Raw genomic sequence first — 21,261 nt, forward strand, 5'->3', positions numbered from 1 at the left:
CGGCCTGCCGTCCGATCAAGCCCCGGGTCTCGGACCTACCGGTGCGCCGCCGGCCGGGGCCGCCCCGGTCGGCCGTCCGAAGCCGCCATGGTCCTGCGCGGCTCACCGCCCTCCCGGCGGGAGGGGGAGCAGGACGGACGGCCTCCGGTCGCCGACCGTGTCGAGCGGGTCGATGTACTCTCCGTCCAGCCGCAGTCCCCAGTGGACGCAGCTGCTGCCGCAGTGGCCGCCGGATCCGACCGCGCCGAGCGGTTGTCCCCGGGCGAGCACGGCTCCGACCTCGAGTTCCGTCTCCACCGGTTCAAGGCTCGTGACGAGTCCGTTGCCGTGGTCGACCGTGACGACGGGCCGGTCGACGACGATGCCGGCGAACGCCACCCTGCCTGCGGCCGGGGACACGACGGGCGTTCCCGGCGACGAGGCCAGGTCAGCGCCGCGGTGCCCTGCCATCCAGTCCTTCGGCGGCGGATCGAAGCCCTCGAGGACGCGGGGACCGGCAGGCCCGCCGACCGGCCAGGCCCAGGAACCCGTCGGCGCGGCCGTCGGCTCTGAGGGGGCCGCGGCCGAGGCGGTACCGAGGAGGGCGAGGGCCGCGGCGAGGAGGACCGCTGGGGCCCGGCGCCCCGCACCCGGCATCCTGTTGCCGCGATGCCCGGTCCGCCAGGGGCCGGGCGGGCGGCTGTTCCCGCCCGCCGGAACCGCCTGCCGGTGCTCGACGACGCGCATGCCGCCCTCCCGTTCCGTTCTGCCGCTTCCGTTGTGGTCCGCCGTCTCCCGGCGCCTTCCGAACCAGTCTGGCCGGCCGCCGCCCGGGTGCCCGTCCGGCGTCGTACTCCTGTGGATCCCTGCCCGACCGCGGCGCTTGTGGAGGGCGGATCCGCGCGGCCGGGACAGGCTGTGGGGTGGGCCCCGGGCGGCGCCGGGACGCGGTCCGGGGCGCGGCGGCGCTGTAGTACAATTGGGGGTGCAGTTTTGTGCGTCGATGATCCCTGTCCGGATCCCGGCCGCTGAACTGACTTCGCGCATCGCGCATCCACCACCGGAACCCTCGGGAACGGGTGTGGACCGCGCCGCCTTCGGTCCGGAATACCGGTGGGGCGGCGGGGCCGGGAATCCGGGGCCGATGCCAGGGGCGCCGTCCACCAGGGGCGGAGGCCGACAACCGATAAACAACAGGCAGTTACCGCAGCCCCCACGGGCTGGTCCGCCACTGCCGGAAGGAGTGACGACATGCCCGTCGTTACCATGCGCCAGCTGCTCGACAGCGGAGTCCACTTCGGTCACCAGACCCGCCGCTGGAACCCGAAGATGAAGCGCTTCATCTTCACCGAGCGCAACGGCATCTACATCATCGACCTCCAGCAGTCGCTGTCCTACATCGACCGCGCCTACGAGTTCGTCAAGGCCACCGTCGCCCACGGCGGCACCGTGCTCTTCGTCGGCACCAAGAAGCAGGCCCAGGAGGCCATCGCCGAGCAGGCCACGCGCGTCAACCAGCCGTACATCAACCACCGCTGGCTCGGTGGCATGCTGACCAACTTCTCCACCGTCGCCAAGCGCGTGCAGCGGATGAAGGAACTCGAAGAGATCAACTTCGACGACGTCGCCGGCTCGGGCCACACCAAGAAGGAACTGCTGCTGCTCAAGCGCGAGCTCACCAAGCTGCAGGCCAACCTGGGCGGCATCCGCAACCTCACCAAGACCCCGTCCGCCATCTGGATCGTGGACACCAAGAAGGAGCACCTGGCGGTCGACGAGGCCAAGAAGCTGGGCATCCCCGTGGTGGCCATCCTCGACACCAACTGCGACCCGGATGAGGTCGACTTCCCGATCCCGGGCAACGACGACGCCATCCGCTCCGTCAACCTGCTCACCCGCGTGATCGCCGACGCCGTTGCCGAGGGCCTCATCGCCCGCAACAACAAGGCCGCCGGCAACACCGAGGCCGCGGCCGAGCCGCTGGCCGAGTGGGAGCGCGAGCTGCTCGAGGGCAACGCCGAGGAGGCTCCGGCCGCCGAGGCCCCCGCCGCCGAGGTGCCGGCCACGGAGGCCCCCGCCACCGAGGCGCCCGCCGCCGAGGCCCCGGCCGAGGACGCCAAGTAACCATCCGAGTTTCGAGCCGGCGGGCGTGAGCCCGCCGGCCCGGGTCAACCGGGTGCGGACCATTCCGCCGCGCCTGGAACATCAACGAACCACACAGAATGGGGTTGCACATGGCCAACTACACCGCCGCTGACATCAAGGCCCTGCGCGAACGCACCGGCGCCGGCATGATGGACGTCAAGAAGGCCCTCGACGAGGCCAACGGCGACGCCGACAAGGCCGTCGAGATCATCCGCATCAAGGGCCTCAAGGGCGCCACCAAGCGCGAGGGCCGCTCCACCGCCGAGGGCCTCGTGGCCGCGACGGTCGTCGACGGCACCGTCGGCTACATGGTCGAGGTCAACTGCGAGACCGACTTCGTCGCCAAGAACGAGAAGTTCATCGCCCTGGCCAACAAGGTCCTCGAGGTCGCCGTCGCTTCCGGCGCCGCCGACCTGGAGACCCTCCTGGCCGCCGACGTCGACGGCAAGACCCTGGGCGACTACGTCGTCGAAGAGGGCGCCGTGCTCGGCGAGAAGGTCGTCGTGCGCCGTCTGGCCCGCGTCGAGGGCGCCACGGTCGACGCCTACCTGCACAAGACGTCCAAGGACCTCCCGGCCCAGGTCGGCGTGCTCCTGTCCGTCGACGGTTCCGGCGAGGCCGCCCAGACCGTCGCCCACGATGTCGCCGTGCACACCGCCGCGATGGCTCCGACGTACGTCTCCCGCGACGAGGTCCCGGCCGAGACCGTCGAGAACGAGCGCCGCATCGCCGACGAGACGGCCCGCGCCGAGGGCAAGCCCGAGGCCGCGCTGACGAAGATCGTCGAAGGACGCCTGACCGGCTTCTTCAAGGAGATCGTCCTCGTGGACCAGGCGTTCGCCAAGGACGCCAAGAAGACCGTCGGCAAAGTCCTCGACGAGGCCGGCGTTGCCGCTACCGGCTTCGCGCGTTTCCGCGTAGGCTCCTAGCAGGACCAAGGCGGCCGGATACCGCCCGCCGCGCAAGGCAGCAAAGGGGGTGGCCACCACACGGTGGCCACCCCTTTTCCCTGCCGTCCCGCCCCTTCCGGCGGGCCGCCCACCACAGACCACCCAGCAGCCAAGACGACGGCGGATCCCGGGTCCGCGACAGGAGGCACCATGGAAGCCACGCAGGAACAGGCAGCACCGCTCACGGCCGAGGAGACCGCCCCGCAGCGTCGGCGCGTGTTGCTGAAGCTCTCCGGCGAGGTGTTCGGCGGCGGCAAGCTCGGCGTGGATCCCGAGACCGTGCGCGGCATCGCGCGCCAGATCGCCGAGACCGTCGGCCAGGTCGAGACCGCGATCGTCGTCGGCGGAGGCAACTTCTTCCGCGGCGCCGAGCTGAGCCAGTCCGGCATGGACCGCTCGCGTGCCGACTACATGGGCATGCTGGGAACCGTCATGAACTGCCTCGCGCTGCAGGACTTCCTCGAGCAGGCAGGCGTCGAGACCCGCGTCCAGTCGGCGATCTCCATGGCCCAGGTCGCCGAGGCCTACATTCCGCGCCGCGCCATCCGCCACCTCGAGAAGGACCGCGTCGTCATCTTCGGCGCCGGCGCCGGCCTTCCCTACTTCTCCACCGACACGGTCGCCGCACAGCGCGCGCTCGAGGTGCGCGCCGACGTCGTCCTCATGGCCAAGAGCGGCGTCGACGGCATCTACACCGCCGATCCGAAGAAGGACCCGTCCGCCGTCAAGCTGGACACCCTGACCTACGACGAGGCGCTCATCAAGAACATCCGGGTCATGGACCAGACCGCGATGACGATGTGCAAGGACAACAGGCTCGAGATGATGGTGTTCGGGATGGAGGGCGACGGCAACGTCACGCGTGCCATCCTCGGCGAGGAAATGGGAACCCGCGTCACCGTCTGAGCAGGTGGCATAGGATGATCCAAGAGCCCGTTCAAGCCCCGGGGACCGCGACTTCGCGGCCCGGATCCCGAAGGAGAAGACAGTGATTGACGAAACCCTGCTGGACGCCGCGGACAAGATGGAGCGTTCCGTCGAGGCGGCGAAGGAAGACTTCGCCACGATCCGCACCGGCCGGGCAAACCCCGCCCTCTACTCCAAGGTCCTCGTGGACTACTACGGTTCGCCGACGCCGCTGCAGCAGCTCGCCTCCTTCGGCGTCCCGGACGCACGGACCATCCTCATCACCCCCTACGACACCTCCGCGCTGCGCGAGATCGAGAAGGCGCTGAGCGATTCGGAGATCGGCGCCAACCCGTCCAACGACGGCAAGGTCATCCGCGTGGTCCTGCCCGAGCTCACCGCGGAGCGGCGCAAGGAATACGTCAAGGTCGTCAAGGGCAAGGGCGAGGACGCCAAGGTCGCGATCCGCAACCACCGCCGCAAGGCCAAGGACGCCCTGGACAAGCTCGTCAAGGACGGCGAGGTCGGCGAGGACGACGGCGCGCGCGGCGAGAAGGAACTCGACGCCCTGACCAAGAAGAGCACCGACGCGATCGACGAGCTGCTCAAGCGCAAGGAAGCGGAGCTGCTGGAGGTCTGATGACGACCCCGACGCAGCCGGACGTCCCTCCGCCGGACGCCGGGCCACCGCCCGCCGCCCCGACGCGGCGTTCGATGCGAGGCGGCAAGCAGTCCCGGGCGGGACGCGACCTTCCGGCCGCGATCGTTGTGGGCGTGCTGCTCCTGGCGGCCGTCCTGCTGGGCATGTTCCTCCTGCCGCTGGCGTTCGTGGTGACGATCTCGTTGTTCGGCGTCGTCGGATGCTGGGAGATCAGCCGGGCGCTGACGGCCGCGAAGGTCCAGGTTCCGCTCGCACCGCTGGCCGTCGGATCCGTGGCGATGCCGTTCTCGGCCTACTACGCCGGGGCCGAGGGGCTGGGGTTCGCCCTGGCCGGGACGGCGGTGCTCGCCCTGCTGTGGCGGGTCATCGAAGGCGGCCCCGGGGCCTTGCGCTCCGTGATGTCCTCCGTGTTCATCGCGCTCTGGGTGCCGTTCCTGATCAGCTTCGCGGTGCTGCTGCTGAACGAGGACCACGGGCCGTACAAGGTGGCCACGTTGCTGCTGCTCGTGGTCGCCAACGATACCTTCGGCTACCTCGTGGGTGCCTTCCTCGGCAAGCATCCGATGGCGCCGAAGATCAGTCCCAAGAAGTCCTGGGAGGGCTTCGGCGGGTCCGTCGCCGGGGCCGTGGCCGTGGGCATCCTGGCCACGGTGTTCCTTCTGGACCAGCCCTGGTGGGCCGGCGTGCCGCTCGCGATGGCCACGGTTGCGGCCGCGACGGCCGGGGACCTGTCGGAGTCGATGGTCAAGCGCGAGCTCGGCATCAAGGACATGAGCAACCTCCTGCCGGGCCATGGGGGAGTCATGGACCGCCTCGATTCGGTGGTCTTCGCGGCTCCCGTCTCCTACATCCTGTCGGTGCTGCTGCTGCCCGGCGGCGGATAGGCCGCCCGGCGCAAGGGAATCACCAGGAAGGGCCCCGGCTGATGGCGGGGCCCTTTCCGTGTTGCCTGCCGGGCCGGTTGTGGACAACCGGCTACGGACGTCATTTCGCGATAGGATGTTTTTACTTCTGGTGTCAACATTCTGTGAGGTCCCCATGCTGAGCCGTTCGATCGCGCGGTCGCGCCTCCTGGCCGTTCCCCTGGCCGTTGCCCTGCTCGCGGCCGGGTGTGCGGGCGGCGGGGAGGCCGAGCCCGGGTCACCGGAGACCTCCTCCGGGGCGGCTCCCACCTCGTCGGCGGCGCTTTCATCGAGCGCGGCACCGAGCAGTGCTTCGCCGACGCCCGTCCCGGCGAGCTCGACGGGCCCCGCCGAGAACTGGCCCGTTCCGGAGATGCCGGCGGAGGCCAAGGAGCAGACGGCGGAGGGGCTCAAGGCCTTCGTCGAGTACTACTTCGACCTCATCAACTACACGGGGCAGACTCAGGACTCGGCTCCGCTCAAGGCCGTTACGTCGCGTTCCTGTGAGCTGTGTGCCACGGCATTCATCGACGTGGCCGACCTGAACAAGGAAGCGGGCGCGTGGATCGTTGGCGGGGAGCACGATGTGACGGTGTTCACCTCCCACAGCGAGGAAGCGGGCACTGGAATCGCGACATTCGGAGTGGTGGTCGCACCGATGACGATTTACAACAGCGATGGGACGCTCAACGGCGAGGCCGAGGAGGAAGAGGACATTCTCGGCGCCATTTCGACTGAGTTCGACGATGGTTGGACCGTTGTGGGGTTCGATGTCTCGGAAGACTCCTAGCCGTGAGTTGTCGATTCAGCTTCCTGAGGATCGCCGTTTGCCTCGTGCTGGTCGCGGCTGGCATCTCGCTAGCGGGCGTTCATGAGGCAGCTGCCGCCGCGAACTGCGGCCGGGGATATGGCCTGAGCGGTGGCAACGCGCACGCCAAGACGACAGGGTGTACTACGAAGAAGCCAGGGTCGGCCGGATGGGCTGGGACGACTTCTGATCACATTGACGTAGGCCCTAAGCTCCAGTATCGAGTCGTGTACATTCAGGGTTGCTCTGCCGAACAGGCCGCGTTGGGTTCATGTATCGCCTTGAGCGAGGTGCCATGTGCCGACGGCTCGTACATGACGACGCGTCGGGTGTTTGCGCTGAACGGTCCGCGCGAAGGCCAGGTTGTCGAGACGCGAACCTACTGCCGCGACGAACCCGAGCCGACCATCGTGGGCCTGGAGCAGGAGATCGCCGTGGTCACGCCGGAGCGCTTCCAGGAGTTCCCGATCCTCGCGTCGTCGGTCGTGAGCCAGCCGGACGGGTTCTCGCTGCGCAATGGCCACGCGCATCTCTACGCGGAATCGGAGACCCAGACGTTCAGCGTCACGATCTTCGACCAGGACGTGCGGGTGCGGGCCATCCCGACGACGTGGGTCTGGGACTACGGGGACGGCGAGACGGTGCGCCGCGACTTCGCCGGAGCGCCGATGCCGGACCACGACCTGGCGGTCGAGACTCCGAGCAGCCACGTCTACACGGAGACCGGCGACTTCCAGGTCCGGTTGACCACCCTCTACCGGGGCGAGTACTCGACCGAGGGCGGACCGTGGACTCCGATCCCCGGGGTCGCCGGCGTCCCGAGCGACCCGCTGACGATGAGCGTCTGGCGGACCAGGAAGCTCCTGGTCGCGGAGGACTGCACGGCCAATCCGGACGGACCCGGCTGCGCCTCGCCGTTCGTCGGCGACGACGAGTGACGGCGGACGCCCCTGCCGGCGCCGGGGACCGCCGGCCCCGGAGCCACGACGTCCGCACGCCTCCGGCGCCGGGTGGGAGCCGCACTTGCGACTGCTGGGTAAGATGGTCTGAGCGGTCCGCCCCGGCGGCCGCGCTTTGATGAGCATCCAGTCCGAGCGGCGCCGGCCGAAGTTGAGGAAGACCGTAGTGAGCCACGAGACCACATCGACGACGCAGACGCCCTTCGAACGTGTCCCGGCCCAGGAGTTCGGCTACAACATCCGCCAGGTGGACAACTTCCTGGCCCGCGCCCGGGCGACCTTCAACGGCGCAGGCGATGACGAGAGCATCGTGACAAGCCACCTGATCCGCCGCACCGCGTTCGAGCCTCAGAAGGGCGGCTACGACGCCCGCGAGGTCGACCTCGCGCTGGACCGCCTCGAGGACGTCTTCGCCCAGCGCGAGCGCGAGGCGCTCATCGAGGGCCAGGGCGAGGAGGCCTGGCTCCAGCAGGTCGGACGGCTCTCCGCCATCCTCCGCGGCCGGCTGCACCGCGAGCCGGGAGAGCGCTTCCGCCGCCCCAGCCGCCGCGGCGCCCCCAGCTACAACGTCGAGGACGTCGACGAGCTCTGCTCCCAGCTCGTCGACTACTTCGAGAACGACACTCCGATGAGCGTCGACGTCGTCCGGCGCGCGACTTTCCGCGAGGCGCGGGGCCACGAGGGCTACGAGGAGAGCCAGGTCGACGCCTTCCTGGACCGCGTCGTGGAGCTCATGGCCTCGATCGACTAGGACCCTCCGGCCCGGGCATCCGGGCCTCCGGCGCATGCAGCCGGGCCATCACGGCGCCCACGTGCGCGGCCGGCCTCCCGGCCCGCGACACCACCACCATGGTCAGGAACGCGAGCGGCACGGTCCAGGCCGCCGGCTGCTCCAGCAGCTGGACGACGCCGGAGGGCAGCCCCAACGGCAGTCCGGCGGCCACGAGCGCCCCGCCGCACGCGACGGCGCCGGCGACCATCCCGGCGACCGCACCGGCCGCCGTGAGGCGCCGCCACCAGATCCCGAGCAGCAGCAGGGGACAGATCGTCGAGGCCGTGAAGGCGAAGACCGAGCCGATCGCCCCCGCCAGCGCGAAGCTGCTCGTCCCCACGGCGAGCAGGAGCGGGACCGCGCACGCCGCCACCGTGGAGATCCGGAACCCGCGCACGGTGCCCTTGAAGAGCCCCTGGCTGATCACGCCCGCGAGCGAGACGACGAGGCCCGACGTCGTCGACAGGAAGGCGGCGAACGCGCCCCCGATGACGAGCGCGGACAGCACGTCTCCGGCGGTCCCGCCGACGATCCGGCCAGGCAGGAGCAGGATCGTCGCGTCCGCGTTTCCGCTCGCCGCGAGCTCGGGGGTGAAGGTGCGTCCGAGGACGCCCAGCATGGTGGGGAAGAGGTAGAACAGGGACAGCAGTCCGAGCACGATCACCGTCGTCCGCCGGGCCGAGGGGCCGTCCGGGTTCGTGTAGAAGCGCACGAGCACGTGCGGCAGCCCGAGCGTCCCGAACAGCAGCGCCACGATGAGCGAGATGGTCCCGTAGATCCCGAGCCCGGTCCCGGGGCCGCGCTCGAACGCCCGGCCTCCCGCGGTCGCCGACTCCCCGGCGAGGCCCAGGTGCAGGAGCAGGAAGACCGCCGGAACGGCGAGGGCCAGGAGCTTGAGCCAGTACTGGAACGCCTGGACGAACGTGATCGAGCGCATCCCGCCGGCCAGGACGGTCACGCACACGATCACCATGACCAGGACGGCCCCGAGCCAGCCCGGCAGTCCCGTCGTGATGCCGAGCGTGAGCGCCGCCCCGTGGAGCTGCGGGACGATGTACAGCCATCCGACGACGACGACGAGGCCGCTCGTCACCTGCCGCGGCGTCATGCTCCCGAGCCGGGCCTCGGCGAAGTCGGGCAGCGTGTAGGCGCCGGAGCGGCGCAGGGGCGCGGCCACGAAGAGCAGCAGCATCAGGTACCCGGCCGTGTAGCCGATGGGGAACCACAGGGCATCCTGGCCGGAGACCACGATGAGGCCGGCGACGCCGAGGAAGCTCGCGGCGGAGAGGTACTCGCCGCCGATCGCCGAGGCGTTCCACCACGGCTTCACGGTCCGCGAGGCCACGTAGAAGTCGCTCGTCGTCCTCGACAGGCGCAGCCCGTACACGGCCACGAGCACGGTCGCGGCGGTCACGAGGACGACGGCGGCGAGCGCCGTGGACGGGTTCACGATCCCCCCGGGTCGGCGAGGTCCCGGTAGCGCTCCTCGTTGCGGGCGGCGGCCCGGTTGTAGACGAACGCGCCGAGCAGGATGATCGGGTACACGCCGATGCCCAGCACGAGCCAGGGCAGCGGGACGGTCAGGAGCCGGATGTCGTGGATCTGCGGCCATGCGGCCACGAGCACGGCGAGGCCGACGAGCAGCAGGAGGAAGCCGATCGCGACGGAGAGGGCGAGCCGCAGCTGGGAGCGGATGAGGGACCGCACGTAGAAGTCCCCGCTCGGATCCGCTGCCCCGCGCCCCGTCCGGGGTACCCGGGCGTCGGCGGGCGCGGTGACCCGGACGCGCTCCGGGCGCGCCGGCCGGCTCACAACGGGCGCACCCGGTTGGCGGCGAGCCGCTCGCGCAGGGACGGCAGGGCGCGCCGGCTGACGGGCAGCTCCGTGCCGGCGACGAGGACGCAGGCGCGCCCGGTCTGGAGCTTGACCTGCTCGATCCGGTCCATGGCCACGAGGTAGCTGCGGTGGATGCGCACGTAGCCGGCGGACGCCCACTGCTGCTCGAGGTCGTTCAGGGGCACCCGGATGAGGTAGCTGGCCTCGGGGGTGTGCAGCCGCGCGTAATCGCCCTGGGCCTGGATGTGGGTGATCTCGTCGCGGCGGATCATCTTGGTCACGCCGCCCTGGTCGACGGTCACGAGCTCGGGGTCGGCCGGCGCCTCGCCGGACATCTGCTCGCTGATGCGCCGCACGGACTCGGCGAGGCGCTCGGGTCGGATCGGCTTGAGCACGTAGTCGATGGCCGCCAGCTCGAAGGCCTCGAGGGCCTGGTCCTCGTCCGCGGTGACGAAGACGACGGCGGGGGGCCGGCTGAAGCGGGAGATGACGCGGGCGATGTCCAAGCCCGAGAGGGCCGGCATGTGGATGTCGAGGAAGAGGGCGTCGACCTCGAACTCCTCGAGGGCCTTGAGGGCCTCGGCACCGGACGTGGCACGGTGGATCTGGCCGATCCTCGCGTCCTGGGACAGGAGGTGCGCGAGCTCCTCGACGGCGGGGAGCTCGTCATCGGCGACGACCACGTTGATCATGGCTGCAATTCTAGGCCGTCGCCTCCACCTGCTCCGCGGCCCGCCCGCGGGGAGGCGTCGTGGCGGGGCTGGAACTTGGGGATCCGCAGGGTGATCAGCGTTCCGGCGCCGGGGGCGGTGTCGATGACCAGTCCGTGCTCCTGGCCGTAGACCTGGCGCAGCCTGACATCCACGTTCCGCAGCCCTACGTGCACGCCCTCGACGGTGCCGGCGAGGGTTGCGCGCAGCGCCTCGGGATCCATGCCGACGCCGTCGTCCTCCACGGTGATCTCGGCGTACTCCCCGGCATCGGTGGCCGTCAGCGTGATCAGCCCGCCCTCCGCGACGCCCTCGAGTCCGTGGCGGACCGCGTTCTCGACGAGCGGCTGCAGGGACAGGAAGGGGATCACGGTGCTCAGGACCTCGGGCGCGATCGAGAGGCTGACCTGGATCCGCTCGCCGAAGCGCGCCTTCTCGAGGAGCAGGTAGCGGTCGATCGCCTGCAGTTCCTCCGCGAGCGTCGTGAAGTCCCCGTGGCGGCGGAACGAATAGCGCGTGAAGTCCGCGAACTCCACCACGAGCGCTCGGGCTCGCTGCGGATCGGTGTTGATGAACGAGGCGATGGCGTTGAGGCTGTTGTAGATGAAGTGCGGGCTGATCTGGGCCCGCAGGGCGCGGACCTCCGCCTCCATGAGCAGGGCCCGGGACTCGTCGAGCTCGGCGAGCCCGAGCTGTGCCGCCACCCACGCGGCGACCTCCGTCGCCGCGCGGACCAGGCCGGCGTCCGCCCGGTCCGTGAAGGCGATCACCGCACCGGCGATCCGGTCTCCGACGACGACGGGCGCGCAGACGGCGTCGACATCCCCGACCCGGACCATTTCCGTGCGTCCCGTGGCCAGGGCGCCCGCGGCGATCCCCGGCAGGTCCGCGCCGGGGACCCGGCCCTCGGTGGCGAGCACCGACGTCGTATCCGTCATCGCGAGTCCGTCGCAGGCCAGCAGCCCGCGCAGGTGCCGCGCCGCCTTGCCGGCCCCCTCGGCCGTGAGGCCCGCGCTGAAGTGGGGCGCCGCCAAGGAGACGGTGTGCAGGGTCTCGAAGGTCGCGCGGTCGGCGTCGGTGCCCAGATCGCGGGAGGAGCGGACGATCCGGTAGCCGATGAAGAGCACCACGGCGACGGCCACGAGGACGATCGCGGCGATCAGCGTGGTCTCCAGCGCGGTCGACATCATGGACCCAGCGTAGACGGCCCGCCGGGGCCGCGCGCGGCGCCCCGTGGGGCCCCGTCCGGGCCCCGCCGTTCGTCGGGTGGCGGTGCCGCTCGGCGCACGCCCGGCACCGTTCGGCCCTCGGCAAATGTGACGCCCTTCACACCACGCGGGCGCCTGCCACAGAGTGATGGCAGTCACGTTCCGCACAGGCGGAACGCACCCACGAGGAGGAATCATGGGCAACCCACCACCGGACAGCGGTCCGGAGCAGGAGGGCTCGCCGGTCGCCACTGACCGGCCGGCCGCCGACTTCCAGCAGACGCAGGCCACCGACGAGTTCAAGGAACTCCGCCGCACCCACCGGAGCTTCGTGTTCCCGATGGCCGTGGTGTTCCTGCTCTGGTACTTCGCCTACGTGCTGCTGGCCGCCTACGCGCACGACTTCATGTCGACCAAGGTCGTCGGCAACATCAACGTGGGCCTGGTCCTGGGCCTGCTGCAGTTCGTCTCGACGTTCGCCATCACCGCCGCCTACGTGCGGTTCGCCAACAAGAAGCTGGACCCGAAGGCTACGGCGATCCGCCACGAGCTCGAAGGCGATCCGGAAGGAGTCCGCCCGTGATCCACGCATCCCTGGCCCCGTTCGCGGCGGCCGCCACCGAGTCGACGAAGGTCGGCAATCCCTGGATCAACATCGCGATCTTCGGCGCGTTCGTCGCCGTCACGCTCGTGATCGTGCTCCGCGCCAGCAAGAACAACAAGACCGCCGCCGACTACTACGCGGGCGGGCGCTCGTTCTCCGGCACGCAGAACGGCACGGCCATCGCCGGCGACTACCTGTCCGCCGCCTCCTTCCTCGGCATCGTCGGCGCCATCGCCATCAACGGCTACGACGGCTTCCTGTACTCGATCGGCTTCCTCGTCGCCTGGCTCGTGGCCCTCCTGCTCGTCGCCGAACTGCTGCGCAACACCGGCAAGTTCACCATGGCCGACGTGCTGTCCTTCCGGCTCAAGCAGCGCCCCGTGCGGATCGCCGCGGCGATCAGCACGCTCGCCGTGTGCCTGTTCTACCTCTTGGCGCAGATGGCCGGCGCGGGTGCGCTCGTCTCGCTCCTGCTGGGCATCGACGACCGGCTCGGCCAGTCGCTCGTGATCACGATCGTCGGCGGGCTCATGATCCTCTACGTACTGGTGGGCGGCATGAAGGGCACCACCTGGGTGCAGATCATCAAGGCCTGCCTGCTCATCGCCGGCACGTTCGTCATGACGGTCTGGGTCCTGGCCATCTACGGCTTCAACCTCTCCGAGCTCCTCGGCGCCGCGGTCGAGACCGCCGGGGACCCGAACATCCTGAATCCGGGCCTGCAGTACGGCGTCAGCGAGACGGCCAAGCTGGACTTCCTCTCCCTGGGCCTGGCCCTCGTGCTCGGCACGGCCGGCCTGCCTCACGTGCTGATGCGCTTCTACACGGTCCCGACGGCCAAGGAGGCCCGCAAGTCCGTGGTCTGGGCGATCTGGCTCATCGGCGCCTTCTACCTGTTCACCCTGGTCCTCGGCTACGGCGCCGGTGCCCTGATCGGCGCGGACCGCATCCTCGCGGCCCCCGGCGGCGTGAACTCCGCGGCGCCGCTGCTGGCCTACGAGCTCGGCGGCTCGCTCCTGCTGGGGCTGATCGCGGCGGTGGCGTTCGCGACCATCCTCGCCGTCGTCGCCGGCCTGACCATCACCGCGGCGGCGTCCTTCGCCCACGACGTCTACGCGAGCGTCATCGCCAAGGGCCGGACCACCCCCGAGAAGGAGGTCAAGGTCGCACGGCGCACGGTGCTGGTGATCGGCGTCCTGTCGATCCTCGGCGGCATCGGCGCGCAGGGCCAGAACGTGGCCTTCCTCGTGGCCCTCGCCTTCGCGGTCGCGGCCAGCGCCAACCTGCCGACCATCCTCTACTCGCTGTTCTGGAAGCGCTTCTCCACCCAGGGCGCGCTGTGGTCGATGTACGGCGGACTGGGCTCGGCCCTGATCCTGATCGTCTTCTCGCCGGTCATGTCCGGCGGCGAGACGGCCATGATCCCGAGCGCGGACTTCGTCCTCTTCCCGCTCAAGAACCCGGGCATCGTCTCGATCCCGCTCGCGTTCTTCCTGGGCTGGCTCGGCACCATGCTGGACAAGGGCCGCGAGGACCGGGCCACCCAGGCCGAGATGGAGGTCCGTTCCCTCACCGGTGTCGGCGCCGAGAAGGCGGTGCAGCACTAGCGCGGCACCCGGTTCCTCCCGCGTGGGGGGAACCGGGTACGACGCCGGACGCCCCACCGGGCGCGCGGCACCGAATGCAGCGGCGGCCGGGTCTTCGACCCGGCCGCCGCTGCATGTTCCCCGGAGCCTTGCTCCCCGATGTCCTGCTCCCCGACGCCCCGCATCCCGACGCCCCGCATCCCGACGCCCCGCATCACGCGGCGTCGGGGAACGTGTTGGAATGCGGCGCGCTGTCGAGCACCTACCCCGACACGGCCGGGGAGCGTCTTGTGCCCCTGCGGTTCGGGGAGCGTTCCCTGGGGCGGGGGTCAGGGGAGCGTCTTGTGGCCTGAGGGCCCGGGGGACCGGTGCAGCAGCGGGCGCATGCGGTGGGGGATGAGCTCGGCCATGGACAGCGAGGTGTCGGCCCGGTCGACCCCCTTGATGGCGAGGATCCTCCCGTTGACCGCGAAGAGCTCCTCGGCGCTCGCCGCGACGACGCGGGCGAGGATGTCGGCCGTGCCGGTGAGCCCGTGGGCCTCGACGATCTCCGGGATCCCGGCCAGCTCCCGCACGATCTCGCCGAGCCGGCGCTGCTGGACGTGGATATGGACGAAGCTCGTCAGGGGGTATCCGAGGGCGGAGGGCGCCACGCGCCTCTCGAAGGGGAGGAACGTCCCGCGTTCCTCGAGGCGCGCGAGCCGCGCCTGGACCGTGTTGCGGGACAGCCCCAGCTGTTGGGCCAGTGCCACGACGGTCGCCTTGGGATCGTCGCAGAGCGCATTCACGAGCCGGACGTCGGTGTCATCAAGGTGTGGCATAGTGCGCAAGATTAGCACTATGCGCCGTTCAGAGACAGAGCAGAGTGCTCAGTTCGCCGCGCCCCGGTTGTGCGAGGTGATCCCTGTGAGTATCGTCACAGTACAGGTGCGGCGACGGCGCCCCGCCTCCGGGGAACCGCCCACGGCCACCGCCGGATGCCGGCTTCCCGACCAACGACGAAGGGTGCAAACAGTGTCCTGGCAACATCAACAGGAATCCTCCGGCAGTGGGCGGGAGGAGATGGTCCAGCTGATCGGGCCCACCGGCGAGCGCAGCGCCCACGCCGCGTTCGACGCGGTCCTCGGGGACGTCGACGACGCCTTCCTCGAGGCGCTCTACACGGACATGGTCGCGGTGCGCCGCGTCGACAACGAGGCCACGGCCCTGCAGCGCCAGGGGGAGCTCGCGCTCTGGCCGCCGCTGCTGGGCCAGGAGGGCGCGCAGATCGGGGCGGCGCGCGCACTGCGCGACGATGACTTCGTCTTCTCCTCTTATCGCGAGAACGCCGTGGCCTATTGCCGTGGCGTCGACTTCGAGGACATCCTGCGGGTCTGGCGCGGCAACGCCTCGAGCGGCTGGGACCCCTTTGAGCTGAACATGGCGACCCCGCAGATCATCATCGGCGCCCAGACGCTCCACGCCGTCGGCTACGCGATGGGCATCAAGTTCGACGGTGGGGACCAGGCCTCCATCACCTTCTTCGGCGACGGCGCCACGAGCCAGGGCGACGTCAACGAGGCCCTCGTCTTCGCCGCGAGCTACCAGGCACCCGTGGTCTTCTTCTGCCAGAACAACCACTGGGCCATCTCGGAACCCGTGGAGCTGCAGACGCACGTGAAGATCGCCGACCGGGCCGCTGGCTTCGGGATGCCCGGCCTGCGCGTTGACGGCAACGACGTCCTGGCCTGCCTCGCGGCGACGCGGATCGCCCTGGACCGGGCGCGCAGCGGCAACGGCCCGACCTTCATCGAGGCCGTGACCTACCGGATGGGCCCGCACACCACGGCCGACGACCCCACCCGCTACCGCGACGCCAACGAGCTCGAGGCCTGGCGGGCCAAGGACCCGATCGACCGGCTCGAAGCGCACCTCGCCTCGAGGGGCGTGGATCCCGAGGGCCTGCGTTCCCGGGCCGGCGCCCACGCCGACGCCGTCGCGGCGAAGCTGCGGGCCGGCGTCATCTCGATGGCGGAGCCCGGGGCCATGGACGTGTTCGAGCACGTCTACGCCGAGCCGCACAGCTGGCTCGACCGCCAGCGCAGCCACTACGGGCTGTACCTCGACCAGTTCGCCGCCGACGCGGCCTCGGAAGGAGCCGGACGATGAGCACGCTGACCTTCGGCAAGGCGATCAACGCCGGCCTGCGCCGGTCCATGGAGAACGACCCCAAGGTCGTGTTGATGGGCGAGGACATCGGCCAGCTCGGCGGGGTCTTCCGCGTCACCGACGGGCTGCAGAAGGACTTCGGGCAGCACCGCGTCCTGGACTCGCCGCTCGCCGAGTCCGGGATCGTCGGGACCGCCGTCGGCATGGCCTACCGCGGTTTCCGCCCCGTCGTGGAGATCCAGTTCGACGGCTTCGTGTACCCGGCCTTCGACCAGATCGTGAGCCAGATCGCCAAGCTCCACTACCGCACCAAGGGCCGCGTGCGGATGCCCCTGACGATCCGCATCCCCTACGGCGGAGGCATCGGATCCCCGGAGCACCACTCCGAGTCGCCGGAGGCGTACTTCGCCCATACCGCGGGCCTGCGCGTCGTGAGCCCCTCGAACCCGCAGGACGCCTACACGATGATCCAGCAGGCGGTCGCGTGCGAGGATCCCGTGATCTACTTCGAGCCCAAGCGCCGCTACCACGAGAAGGCCGAGGTCGACCTCGAGGCTGCTCCGGAGCTCCCGCTCGGCTCGGCCCGCGTCGCCGCGGCCGGATCCGATGCCACCCTCGTCGCCTACGGGCCGCTCGTGAAGACGGCCCTCGACGCGGCCGTCGCGGCCTCCGACGACGGCGTGTCCGTCGAGGTGATCGACCTCCGTTCCCTCTCGCCCATCGACTTCGCGGCCGTCGAGGCGTCGGTGCGCCGCACCGGCCGGCTCGTCATCGCGCATGAGGCCGGGCAGCACGGGGGCCTCGGCGCGGAGATCGCGGCGAGCATTACGGAGCGCTGCTTCTACCAGCTCGAGCACGCCCCCGTCCGCGTCACGGGGTTCGACATCCCCTACCCGGCGTCGAAGCTCGAGTTCCACCACCTGCCCGATCTGGACCGCATCCTGGACGGCGTGGACCGCGTCCTGGGCCGCCCCCATTCCCTGAGCTCCCTGGAAGGCTAGATGAGCGCCATGTTGAAGGTATTCAGGCTCCCCGACCTCGGCGAGGGTCTGACCGAGTCGGAGATCCTCGTCTGGAAGGTCGCGGTGGGGGACACCGTGGCCCTGAACCAGGTCATCGCGGACGTCGAGACGGCCAAGGCCGTCGTCGAGCTCCCGTCGCCGTACGCGGGAGTCATCGCCCAGCTGCACGAGGAGCCCGGGACCGTGGTGGAGGTCGGCAAGCCGATCGTCTCCTTCGAGGTCGCCGGCGAGCCGGGTGCCCCGGCCCCGGATTCGGCGGACGACGCCGGGGCCCCGGCGAAGCGCGAGCCGAACCTCGTGGGGTACGGGGCAGCCGTCGAGACGAAGGGCCGCCCGGCGCGCCGCGCGCGGCCGGGCGCAGCGGCCGGCGGTGCCCAGGGCAACGCCGTCCCCGGGCCGCTCACGGCCGCCGCCGCGTCCGTCGCGGCTCCGGCTCCGGCGGCGGAACGACCCCGTTCGACCCCGCCCGTGCGCAAGCTCGCCCGCGACCTCGGTCTCGACCTCGCGTCCGTCGCGGGCTCCGGCGACGGGGGGCTCATCACGCGCGGGGACGTGGAGGCGGCCGCGCGGGCCGGCACCGGCGGCGTTCTGACCGCATCCGCGGGGCCCTCGGGGCGCACCCCGGGCGCGACCCCGATCCCGGGAGCCGGCCCCGCGCCGGTGACGGTCGGCGGCACCGGGCCGGGCCCCGGCGTCGTCCGCACCCTCGGCGGGAGGCCCAGGGAGGAACGGACCCCGATCAAGGGCGTGCGCAAGCACACCGCCGCCGCGATGGTCGCGAGCGCCTTCACCGCCCCGCACGCGACCGAGTTCCTGACGATCGACGTCACGCCGACCATGGAGCTGCTCGAGCGCCTGCGCTCCGGCCGCGCGTTCGCGGGAGTGAAGCTCACGCCCCTGGCCGTCGTCGCGAAGGCCGTCTGCATCGCCCTCGAGCGCACGCCCTCGCTCAACGCCCGCTGGGACGAGGCCGCCCAGGAGATCGTGCAGCTGAACTACGTCAACCTCGGGATCGCGGCCGCGACGCCGCGGGGCCTGACCGTGCCGAACATCAAGGACGCGCAGGCGCTCGACCTCGCCGGCATGGCGCAGGCCGTGCGTGTCCTGGCCGAGACGGCGCGCGAGGGACGCACCGGTCCCGCGGAGCTGTCCGGGGGGACGATCTCGATCACCAACGTCGGGGTCTTCGGCATCGACGCCGGCACCCCGATCCTGAACCCGGGCGAGGCCGCGATCCTGGCGATGGGCCAGGTCCGCCGCATGCCGTGGGAACACCGGGGCGAGATCGCGCTGCGCCAGGTGATGACGCTGAGCCTCTCCTTCGACCACCGGCTCGTCGACGGGGAGCAGGGCTCGCGCTTCCTCGCGGACGTCGGGACCATCCTGGCCGATCCGGGGATGCTGCTCACGATGGTCTAGCCGCAGTCCACCGCGGTCGCGCGGTAGACGCCCATCCGGACCCCGGGCCGGGTCCGCCAGCCGGCGGATCCGGCCTCGGTCCCCGCGCCGCCGCACTCCCCGCCGGGGCCGTGCGGCGACGCTGTCGTGTCCGGTCCCTTCCGTCCCGGCCGGCCTCGCCTCGCGGAGGCCGGGCCCCAGACCAACGACGAGGTGAAATGTGACGCTTGACACGTGTCAGGCGTCACTCTACTCTTGACGATCAGAAGCCTGACACGTGTTAGGAAAGGTCATCATGAAGAAACCACACAACGCCGGCCGCGCGGGGCAGCTCACGCGCCGCGCGCTCCTCGGAGCGGCGGGCCTGGGCCTTGCCGGCGCCACGATCGGCGCCTGGCCCCGCCTGAGCGGGACCGACATCCCGGGGCGCGGCGGCAGCGAGCTGAGCATCGCCATCCTGGGCACGTCGGCCGACGCCGCCGCGCGCCAGGGGCTCGTCGAGGCCTTCCGCAGGGCGCACCCGGACATCCCGGTGCGGCTCCAGGCCATCCAGGGGGCGGACTGGCGCGACTTCTTCGCCAAGATCCTCACGATGGTCGCGGCGGGCAACCCGCCCGACGTCGTCTACGTGGCCACGGAGGGCGCCCAGCTATTCGCCGAGAAGCTCGCCGAGCCGCTCGACGCGTTCGTGCGGCGCGACGCCGCCGAGATGGCGGACTACTTCGACGATGTCCACCCGAGCCTCATCGAGGCGTTTATGTACCGGGGGAGCCTCTACCAGCTTCCGCTGGACTGGAACGCCGCCAACATGTACCTGAACACCAGGAACCTGGAGGAGGCGGGCCTCGAACGCCCCGCGGACGACTGGAACCGGGACGACTTCGCCGACGTGCTGCGCGCCATGAAGCGGACGCAGCCCGCGGGATTCACACCGTACTACTGGACCAACCGCCTCTTCGGCGGGGTCGTGCCGTGGCTCTACGCCAACGGCACGTCCTTCCTCACCGAGGAGAAGGCGCCCGGCGGGGACTGGCTCTGGGACCGCTTCTATCCCGGCGACCCCGCCCGGTCCGGCCGCGGCGGCGGCTACCTCTGGGAAGGGGCAAACGCCACCGACGAGTTGGTCCTGGACACCTTCGACTACCTGCGCGAACTCGTCGGCGAAGGGCTCGGCGTCCGGCCCGAGGAAGGCGGCGGCAGCGCGCTCGTCGGCCTCTTCGCGAGCGGGCGCATCGGCGCCGCGCCGGCCGGCGGCTACTGGGTGCAGGGCCTGCACGAGGCCGGCATGGGAAGCGGGGACTTCGACGTCCAGTTCTTCCCCCGGGCCCGCACGCAGCGCCACCAGTTCGGCGCCGCCGGCTACGCCGTCATGCGCACCGCACGCGACAAGGACGCGGCGTGGGAGTGGGTCAAGTTCTGCGCCCGGCGGGAGTCGATGGAGCTCGTCTTCCCCACGCCCAGCACGACCCCGACGCGGCGTTCCCTCGTCAACGAGGGGCTCTACCGCGAGACCGGTCCCAGGCACTGGCAGGTCTTCTACGACACCCTGGACCGCTTCCCGGACTCCGGGCCCATCCCGGCCCCGCCCCAGCAGGCCGCCGTGGAAACGGCCCTGATGAAGAACGTCTCCTCCGCCGTCGGCGGGGGGCCCGCCCAGCTGCGGCAGTCCATGGGGCTGCTCCAGCGGGACCTTGAACTAGCACTCGGGAGGAAGTCATGAGCACCGCACCGCCACTGGCGGTCCGGGAGGCCCGCAGGAGCCAACAGGCCCCGGCCGCACCGGAGACCGTCCGACGCTCCGGCTACCGGCTGCTGGCCTGGATCCTGCTGGCGCCCACCCTGATCGGCATGGGGGTGTTCACGCTCGTGCCGATCGCCGGATCGGTGGTCCTGGCCTTCTTCCGCTGGGACATCATCTCCGCGCCGGAGTTCGTCGGCCTGGCCAACTTCGCCGAGATCGCCACCGATCCGACCGTACGTGTCAGCTTCCTGAACACCATCGTGTTCGTCGTCGTCGCCGTGACGCTCCAGCTCGGCATCGCGCTTGGCCTGGCCGCCCTCCTGCAGGCCCGGATGCCCTCGTGGCTGCGGATGTTCTTCCGCTCCACCTTCTTCTTCCCGCTGATCCTCTCCGCCGCGTCGGTCTCGATCTTCATGCGATACCTCTTCAACGAGCAGTTCGGCGTCGTCAACTGGCTGCTCTCGCTCGTCGGGATCCCGGCGGTGCCCTGGCTGACGACCTCCCAGGGGGCGGCGGCCGTCGTCGTCCTGGTCTACGTGTGGCAGAACTTCGGGTTCTCCTTCCTCCTGTTCATCGGCGGCATGGCCTCGATCCCGAAGGAACTGAACGAGGCGGCCTCCATCGACGGGGCCACCGGCTGGAAGCAGTTCCGCAACGTCACCCTGCCCCTGCTGAGCCCGACGACGCTCGTGGCCTCGGTCATGGCCGTGATCAGCGCGCTGCAGGTCTTCGACCAGCCCTACGTGCTCACCCGCGGCGGTCCCGGCGACAGCACACGCACCGCCGTCATGGTCATCTTCGAGTCGGCCTTCCAGCAGCTCGAGTTCGGCCGGGCGTCGGCGATCGGGCTCGTCCTGATGCTGCTGATCATGGCCGTCACGTTCGTCCAGTTCCGGCTCAGCCGCCGATTCGTCTTCTACCAGTGA

At 70.7% G+C, this 21,261-nt stretch carries 21 protein-coding genes; 15 read left to right on the forward strand and 6 right to left on the reverse strand.

Translation table 11 applies throughout. From position 1 onward, the window contains the following. Positions 1 to 102 precede the first annotated feature (102 nt). The gene (locus tag AC0QR5_RS01965; RefSeq protein WP_329859923.1) at positions 103 to 726 is read right to left on the reverse strand and encodes a murein hydrolase activator EnvC family protein; all 624 of its coding nucleotides are present in this window, start codon (positions 724 to 726) and stop codon (positions 103 to 105) included. A 504-nt stretch (positions 727 to 1,230) separates the two neighbouring features. Here AC0QR5_RS01965 and rpsB point away from each other — a divergent pair. The 8 genes from rpsB to AC0QR5_RS02005 all read left to right on the forward strand — a co-directional run bounded on the left by rpsB (position 1,231) and on the right by AC0QR5_RS02005 (position 8,061). Beyond that, positions 1,231 to 2,103 carry a 30S ribosomal protein S2 gene (gene rpsB, locus AC0QR5_RS01970; protein WP_329859924.1) on the forward strand — a complete coding sequence of 291 codons (873 nt, stop codon included), beginning with the start codon at positions 1,231 to 1,233 and terminating at the stop codon, positions 2,101 to 2,103. A 110-nt stretch (positions 2,104 to 2,213) separates the two neighbouring features. Further along, complete coding sequence (gene tsf, locus AC0QR5_RS01975; protein WP_329859926.1) at positions 2,214 to 3,053, forward strand: translation elongation factor Ts; 840 nt, start codon at positions 2,214 to 2,216, stop codon at positions 3,051 to 3,053. Positions 3,054 to 3,224: 171 nt separating this feature from the next. Further along, complete coding sequence (pyrH, locus tag AC0QR5_RS01980) at positions 3,225 to 3,980, forward strand: UMP kinase (protein ID WP_329859927.1); 756 nt, start codon at positions 3,225 to 3,227, stop codon at positions 3,978 to 3,980. A gap of 82 nt (positions 3,981 to 4,062) precedes the next feature. Next, a complete protein-coding gene (gene frr / locus AC0QR5_RS01985) occupies positions 4,063 to 4,620 on the forward strand; it encodes a ribosome recycling factor (RefSeq protein ID WP_329859928.1) in 558 nt (185 codons plus the stop codon). Beyond that, on the forward strand, positions 4,620 to 5,525 hold the full coding sequence (locus AC0QR5_RS01990) for a phosphatidate cytidylyltransferase (protein WP_430970674.1): 906 nt from the start codon (positions 4,620 to 4,622) through the stop codon (positions 5,523 to 5,525). Before frr ends, AC0QR5_RS01990 begins: the two co-directional genes overlap by 1 nt. Positions 5,526 to 5,679: 154 nt before the next feature. Next, positions 5,680 to 6,333 carry a DUF6318 family protein gene (locus tag AC0QR5_RS01995; RefSeq protein WP_329859929.1) on the forward strand — a complete coding sequence of 218 codons (654 nt, stop codon included), beginning with the start codon at positions 5,680 to 5,682 and terminating at the stop codon, positions 6,331 to 6,333. 347 nt (positions 6,334 to 6,680) lie between these two features. Continuing rightward, entirely contained in the window at positions 6,681 to 7,289 is a 609-nt protein-coding gene (locus AC0QR5_RS02000) for a hypothetical protein (protein ID WP_329859931.1), read from the forward strand. Positions 7,290 to 7,476: 187 nt separating this feature from the next. After that, positions 7,477 to 8,061: a DivIVA domain-containing protein gene (locus tag AC0QR5_RS02005; RefSeq protein WP_329859932.1), complete on the forward strand. Its 585-nt coding sequence runs from the start codon at positions 7,477 to 7,479 to the stop codon at positions 8,059 to 8,061. Here the strand turns inward: AC0QR5_RS02005 and AC0QR5_RS02010 are convergent. From AC0QR5_RS02010 to AC0QR5_RS02025, 4 genes are read right to left on the reverse strand one after another with little or no spacing between them, the layout of a single operon-like run. Beyond that, a complete protein-coding gene (locus tag AC0QR5_RS02010; RefSeq protein ID WP_329859933.1) occupies positions 8,042 to 9,532 on the reverse strand; it encodes a sodium/solute symporter in 1,491 nt (496 codons plus the stop codon). The two genes, AC0QR5_RS02005 and AC0QR5_RS02010, sit on opposite strands and share 20 nt — an antisense overlap. After that, the gene (locus tag AC0QR5_RS02015) at positions 9,529 to 9,894 is read right to left on the reverse strand and encodes a hypothetical protein (RefSeq protein ID WP_329859935.1); all 366 of its coding nucleotides are present in this window, start codon (positions 9,892 to 9,894) and stop codon (positions 9,529 to 9,531) included. Before AC0QR5_RS02015 ends, AC0QR5_RS02010 begins: the two co-directional genes overlap by 4 nt. Next, positions 9,891 to 10,610: a LytR/AlgR family response regulator transcription factor gene (locus AC0QR5_RS02020; RefSeq protein WP_329859937.1), complete on the reverse strand. Its 720-nt coding sequence runs from the start codon at positions 10,608 to 10,610 to the stop codon at positions 9,891 to 9,893. Before AC0QR5_RS02020 ends, AC0QR5_RS02015 begins: the two co-directional genes overlap by 4 nt. Continuing rightward, the gene (locus AC0QR5_RS02025; protein WP_329859938.1) at positions 10,607 to 11,818 is read right to left on the reverse strand and encodes a sensor histidine kinase; all 1,212 of its coding nucleotides are present in this window, start codon (positions 11,816 to 11,818) and stop codon (positions 10,607 to 10,609) included. The genes AC0QR5_RS02020 and AC0QR5_RS02025 overlap by 4 nt, the downstream gene beginning before the upstream one ends. A gap of 214 nt (positions 11,819 to 12,032) precedes the next feature. Between AC0QR5_RS02025 and AC0QR5_RS02030 the strand changes: the two genes are divergently transcribed. Together AC0QR5_RS02030 and AC0QR5_RS02035 are read left to right on the forward strand one after the other, a co-directional pair. Further along, positions 12,033 to 12,419, forward strand: coding sequence for a DUF485 domain-containing protein (locus tag AC0QR5_RS02030; RefSeq protein WP_329859939.1), 387 nt, complete (start codon positions 12,033 to 12,035; stop codon positions 12,417 to 12,419). Positions 12,420 to 12,430: 11 nt separating this feature from the next. Next, positions 12,431 to 14,047, forward strand: a complete 1,617-nt coding sequence (locus tag AC0QR5_RS02035) for a solute symporter family protein (RefSeq protein WP_329859942.1) — start codon at positions 12,431 to 12,433, stop codon at positions 14,045 to 14,047. Positions 14,048 to 14,355: 308 nt separating this feature from the next. On the opposite strand, the gene AC0QR5_RS02040 is transcribed toward AC0QR5_RS02035, so the two are convergent. Continuing rightward, entirely contained in the window at positions 14,356 to 14,847 is a 492-nt protein-coding gene (locus AC0QR5_RS02040; protein WP_329859943.1) for an Lrp/AsnC family transcriptional regulator, read from the reverse strand. Between the two features lie 241 nt (positions 14,848 to 15,088). On the opposite strand from AC0QR5_RS02040, the gene pdhA reads away from it, so the two are divergent. The 5 genes from pdhA (at position 15,089) to AC0QR5_RS02065 (ending at position 21,261) form a co-directional block, all read left to right on the forward strand. Continuing rightward, a complete protein-coding gene (gene pdhA / locus AC0QR5_RS02045; RefSeq protein ID WP_329859944.1) occupies positions 15,089 to 16,174 on the forward strand; it encodes a pyruvate dehydrogenase (acetyl-transferring) E1 component subunit alpha in 1,086 nt (361 codons plus the stop codon). Further along, entirely contained in the window at positions 16,171 to 17,175 is a 1,005-nt protein-coding gene (locus AC0QR5_RS02050; protein WP_329859945.1) for an alpha-ketoacid dehydrogenase subunit beta, read from the forward strand. Before pdhA ends, AC0QR5_RS02050 begins: the two co-directional genes overlap by 4 nt. A 9-nt stretch (positions 17,176 to 17,184) precedes the next feature. Beyond that, positions 17,185 to 18,615: a dihydrolipoamide acetyltransferase family protein gene (locus AC0QR5_RS02055; protein WP_430970675.1), complete on the forward strand. Its 1,431-nt coding sequence runs from the start codon at positions 17,185 to 17,187 to the stop codon at positions 18,613 to 18,615. Between the two features lie 274 nt (positions 18,616 to 18,889). Next, entirely contained in the window at positions 18,890 to 20,314 is a 1,425-nt protein-coding gene (locus tag AC0QR5_RS02060) for an ABC transporter substrate-binding protein (protein WP_329859949.1), read from the forward strand. Next, on the forward strand, positions 20,311 to 21,261 hold the full coding sequence (locus tag AC0QR5_RS02065) for a carbohydrate ABC transporter permease (protein ID WP_329859950.1): 951 nt from the start codon (positions 20,311 to 20,313) through the stop codon (positions 21,259 to 21,261). The genes AC0QR5_RS02060 and AC0QR5_RS02065 overlap by 4 nt, the downstream gene beginning before the upstream one ends.

This window comes from Arthrobacter sp. J156 (assembly GCF_056172865.1).

Coding starts and splice junctions, on each gene's coding strand:
- AC0QR5_RS01965 (WP_329859923.1), bottom strand. CDS start 726: ATGCGCGTCGTCGAGCACCGGCAGGCGGTTCCGGCGGGCGGGAACAGC.
- rpsB (WP_329859924.1), top strand. CDS start 1,231: ATGCCCGTCGTTACCATGCGCCAGCTGCTCGACAGCGGAGTCCACTTC.
- tsf (WP_329859926.1), top strand. CDS start 2,214: ATGGCCAACTACACCGCCGCTGACATCAAGGCCCTGCGCGAACGCACC.
- pyrH (WP_329859927.1), top strand. CDS start 3,225: ATGGAAGCCACGCAGGAACAGGCAGCACCGCTCACGGCCGAGGAGACC.
- AC0QR5_RS01990 (WP_430970674.1), top strand. CDS start 4,620: ATGACGACCCCGACGCAGCCGGACGTCCCTCCGCCGGACGCCGGGCCA.
- AC0QR5_RS01995 (WP_329859929.1), top strand. CDS start 5,680: ATGCTGAGCCGTTCGATCGCGCGGTCGCGCCTCCTGGCCGTTCCCCTG.
- AC0QR5_RS02020 (WP_329859937.1), bottom strand. CDS start 10,610: ATGATCAACGTGGTCGTCGCCGATGACGAGCTCCCCGCCGTCGAGGAG.
- AC0QR5_RS02025 (WP_329859938.1), bottom strand. CDS start 11,818: ATGATGTCGACCGCGCTGGAGACCACGCTGATCGCCGCGATCGTCCTC.
- AC0QR5_RS02030 (WP_329859939.1), top strand. CDS start 12,033: ATGGGCAACCCACCACCGGACAGCGGTCCGGAGCAGGAGGGCTCGCCG.
- AC0QR5_RS02040 (WP_329859943.1), bottom strand. CDS start 14,847: ATGCCACACCTTGATGACACCGACGTCCGGCTCGTGAATGCGCTCTGC.
- pdhA (WP_329859944.1), top strand. CDS start 15,089: ATGGTCCAGCTGATCGGGCCCACCGGCGAGCGCAGCGCCCACGCCGCG.
- AC0QR5_RS02050 (WP_329859945.1), top strand. CDS start 16,171: ATGAGCACGCTGACCTTCGGCAAGGCGATCAACGCCGGCCTGCGCCGG.
- AC0QR5_RS02055 (WP_430970675.1), top strand. CDS start 17,185: ATGTTGAAGGTATTCAGGCTCCCCGACCTCGGCGAGGGTCTGACCGAG.
- AC0QR5_RS02060 (WP_329859949.1), top strand. CDS start 18,890: ATGAAGAAACCACACAACGCCGGCCGCGCGGGGCAGCTCACGCGCCGC.
- AC0QR5_RS02065 (WP_329859950.1), top strand. CDS start 20,311: ATGAGCACCGCACCGCCACTGGCGGTCCGGGAGGCCCGCAGGAGCCAA.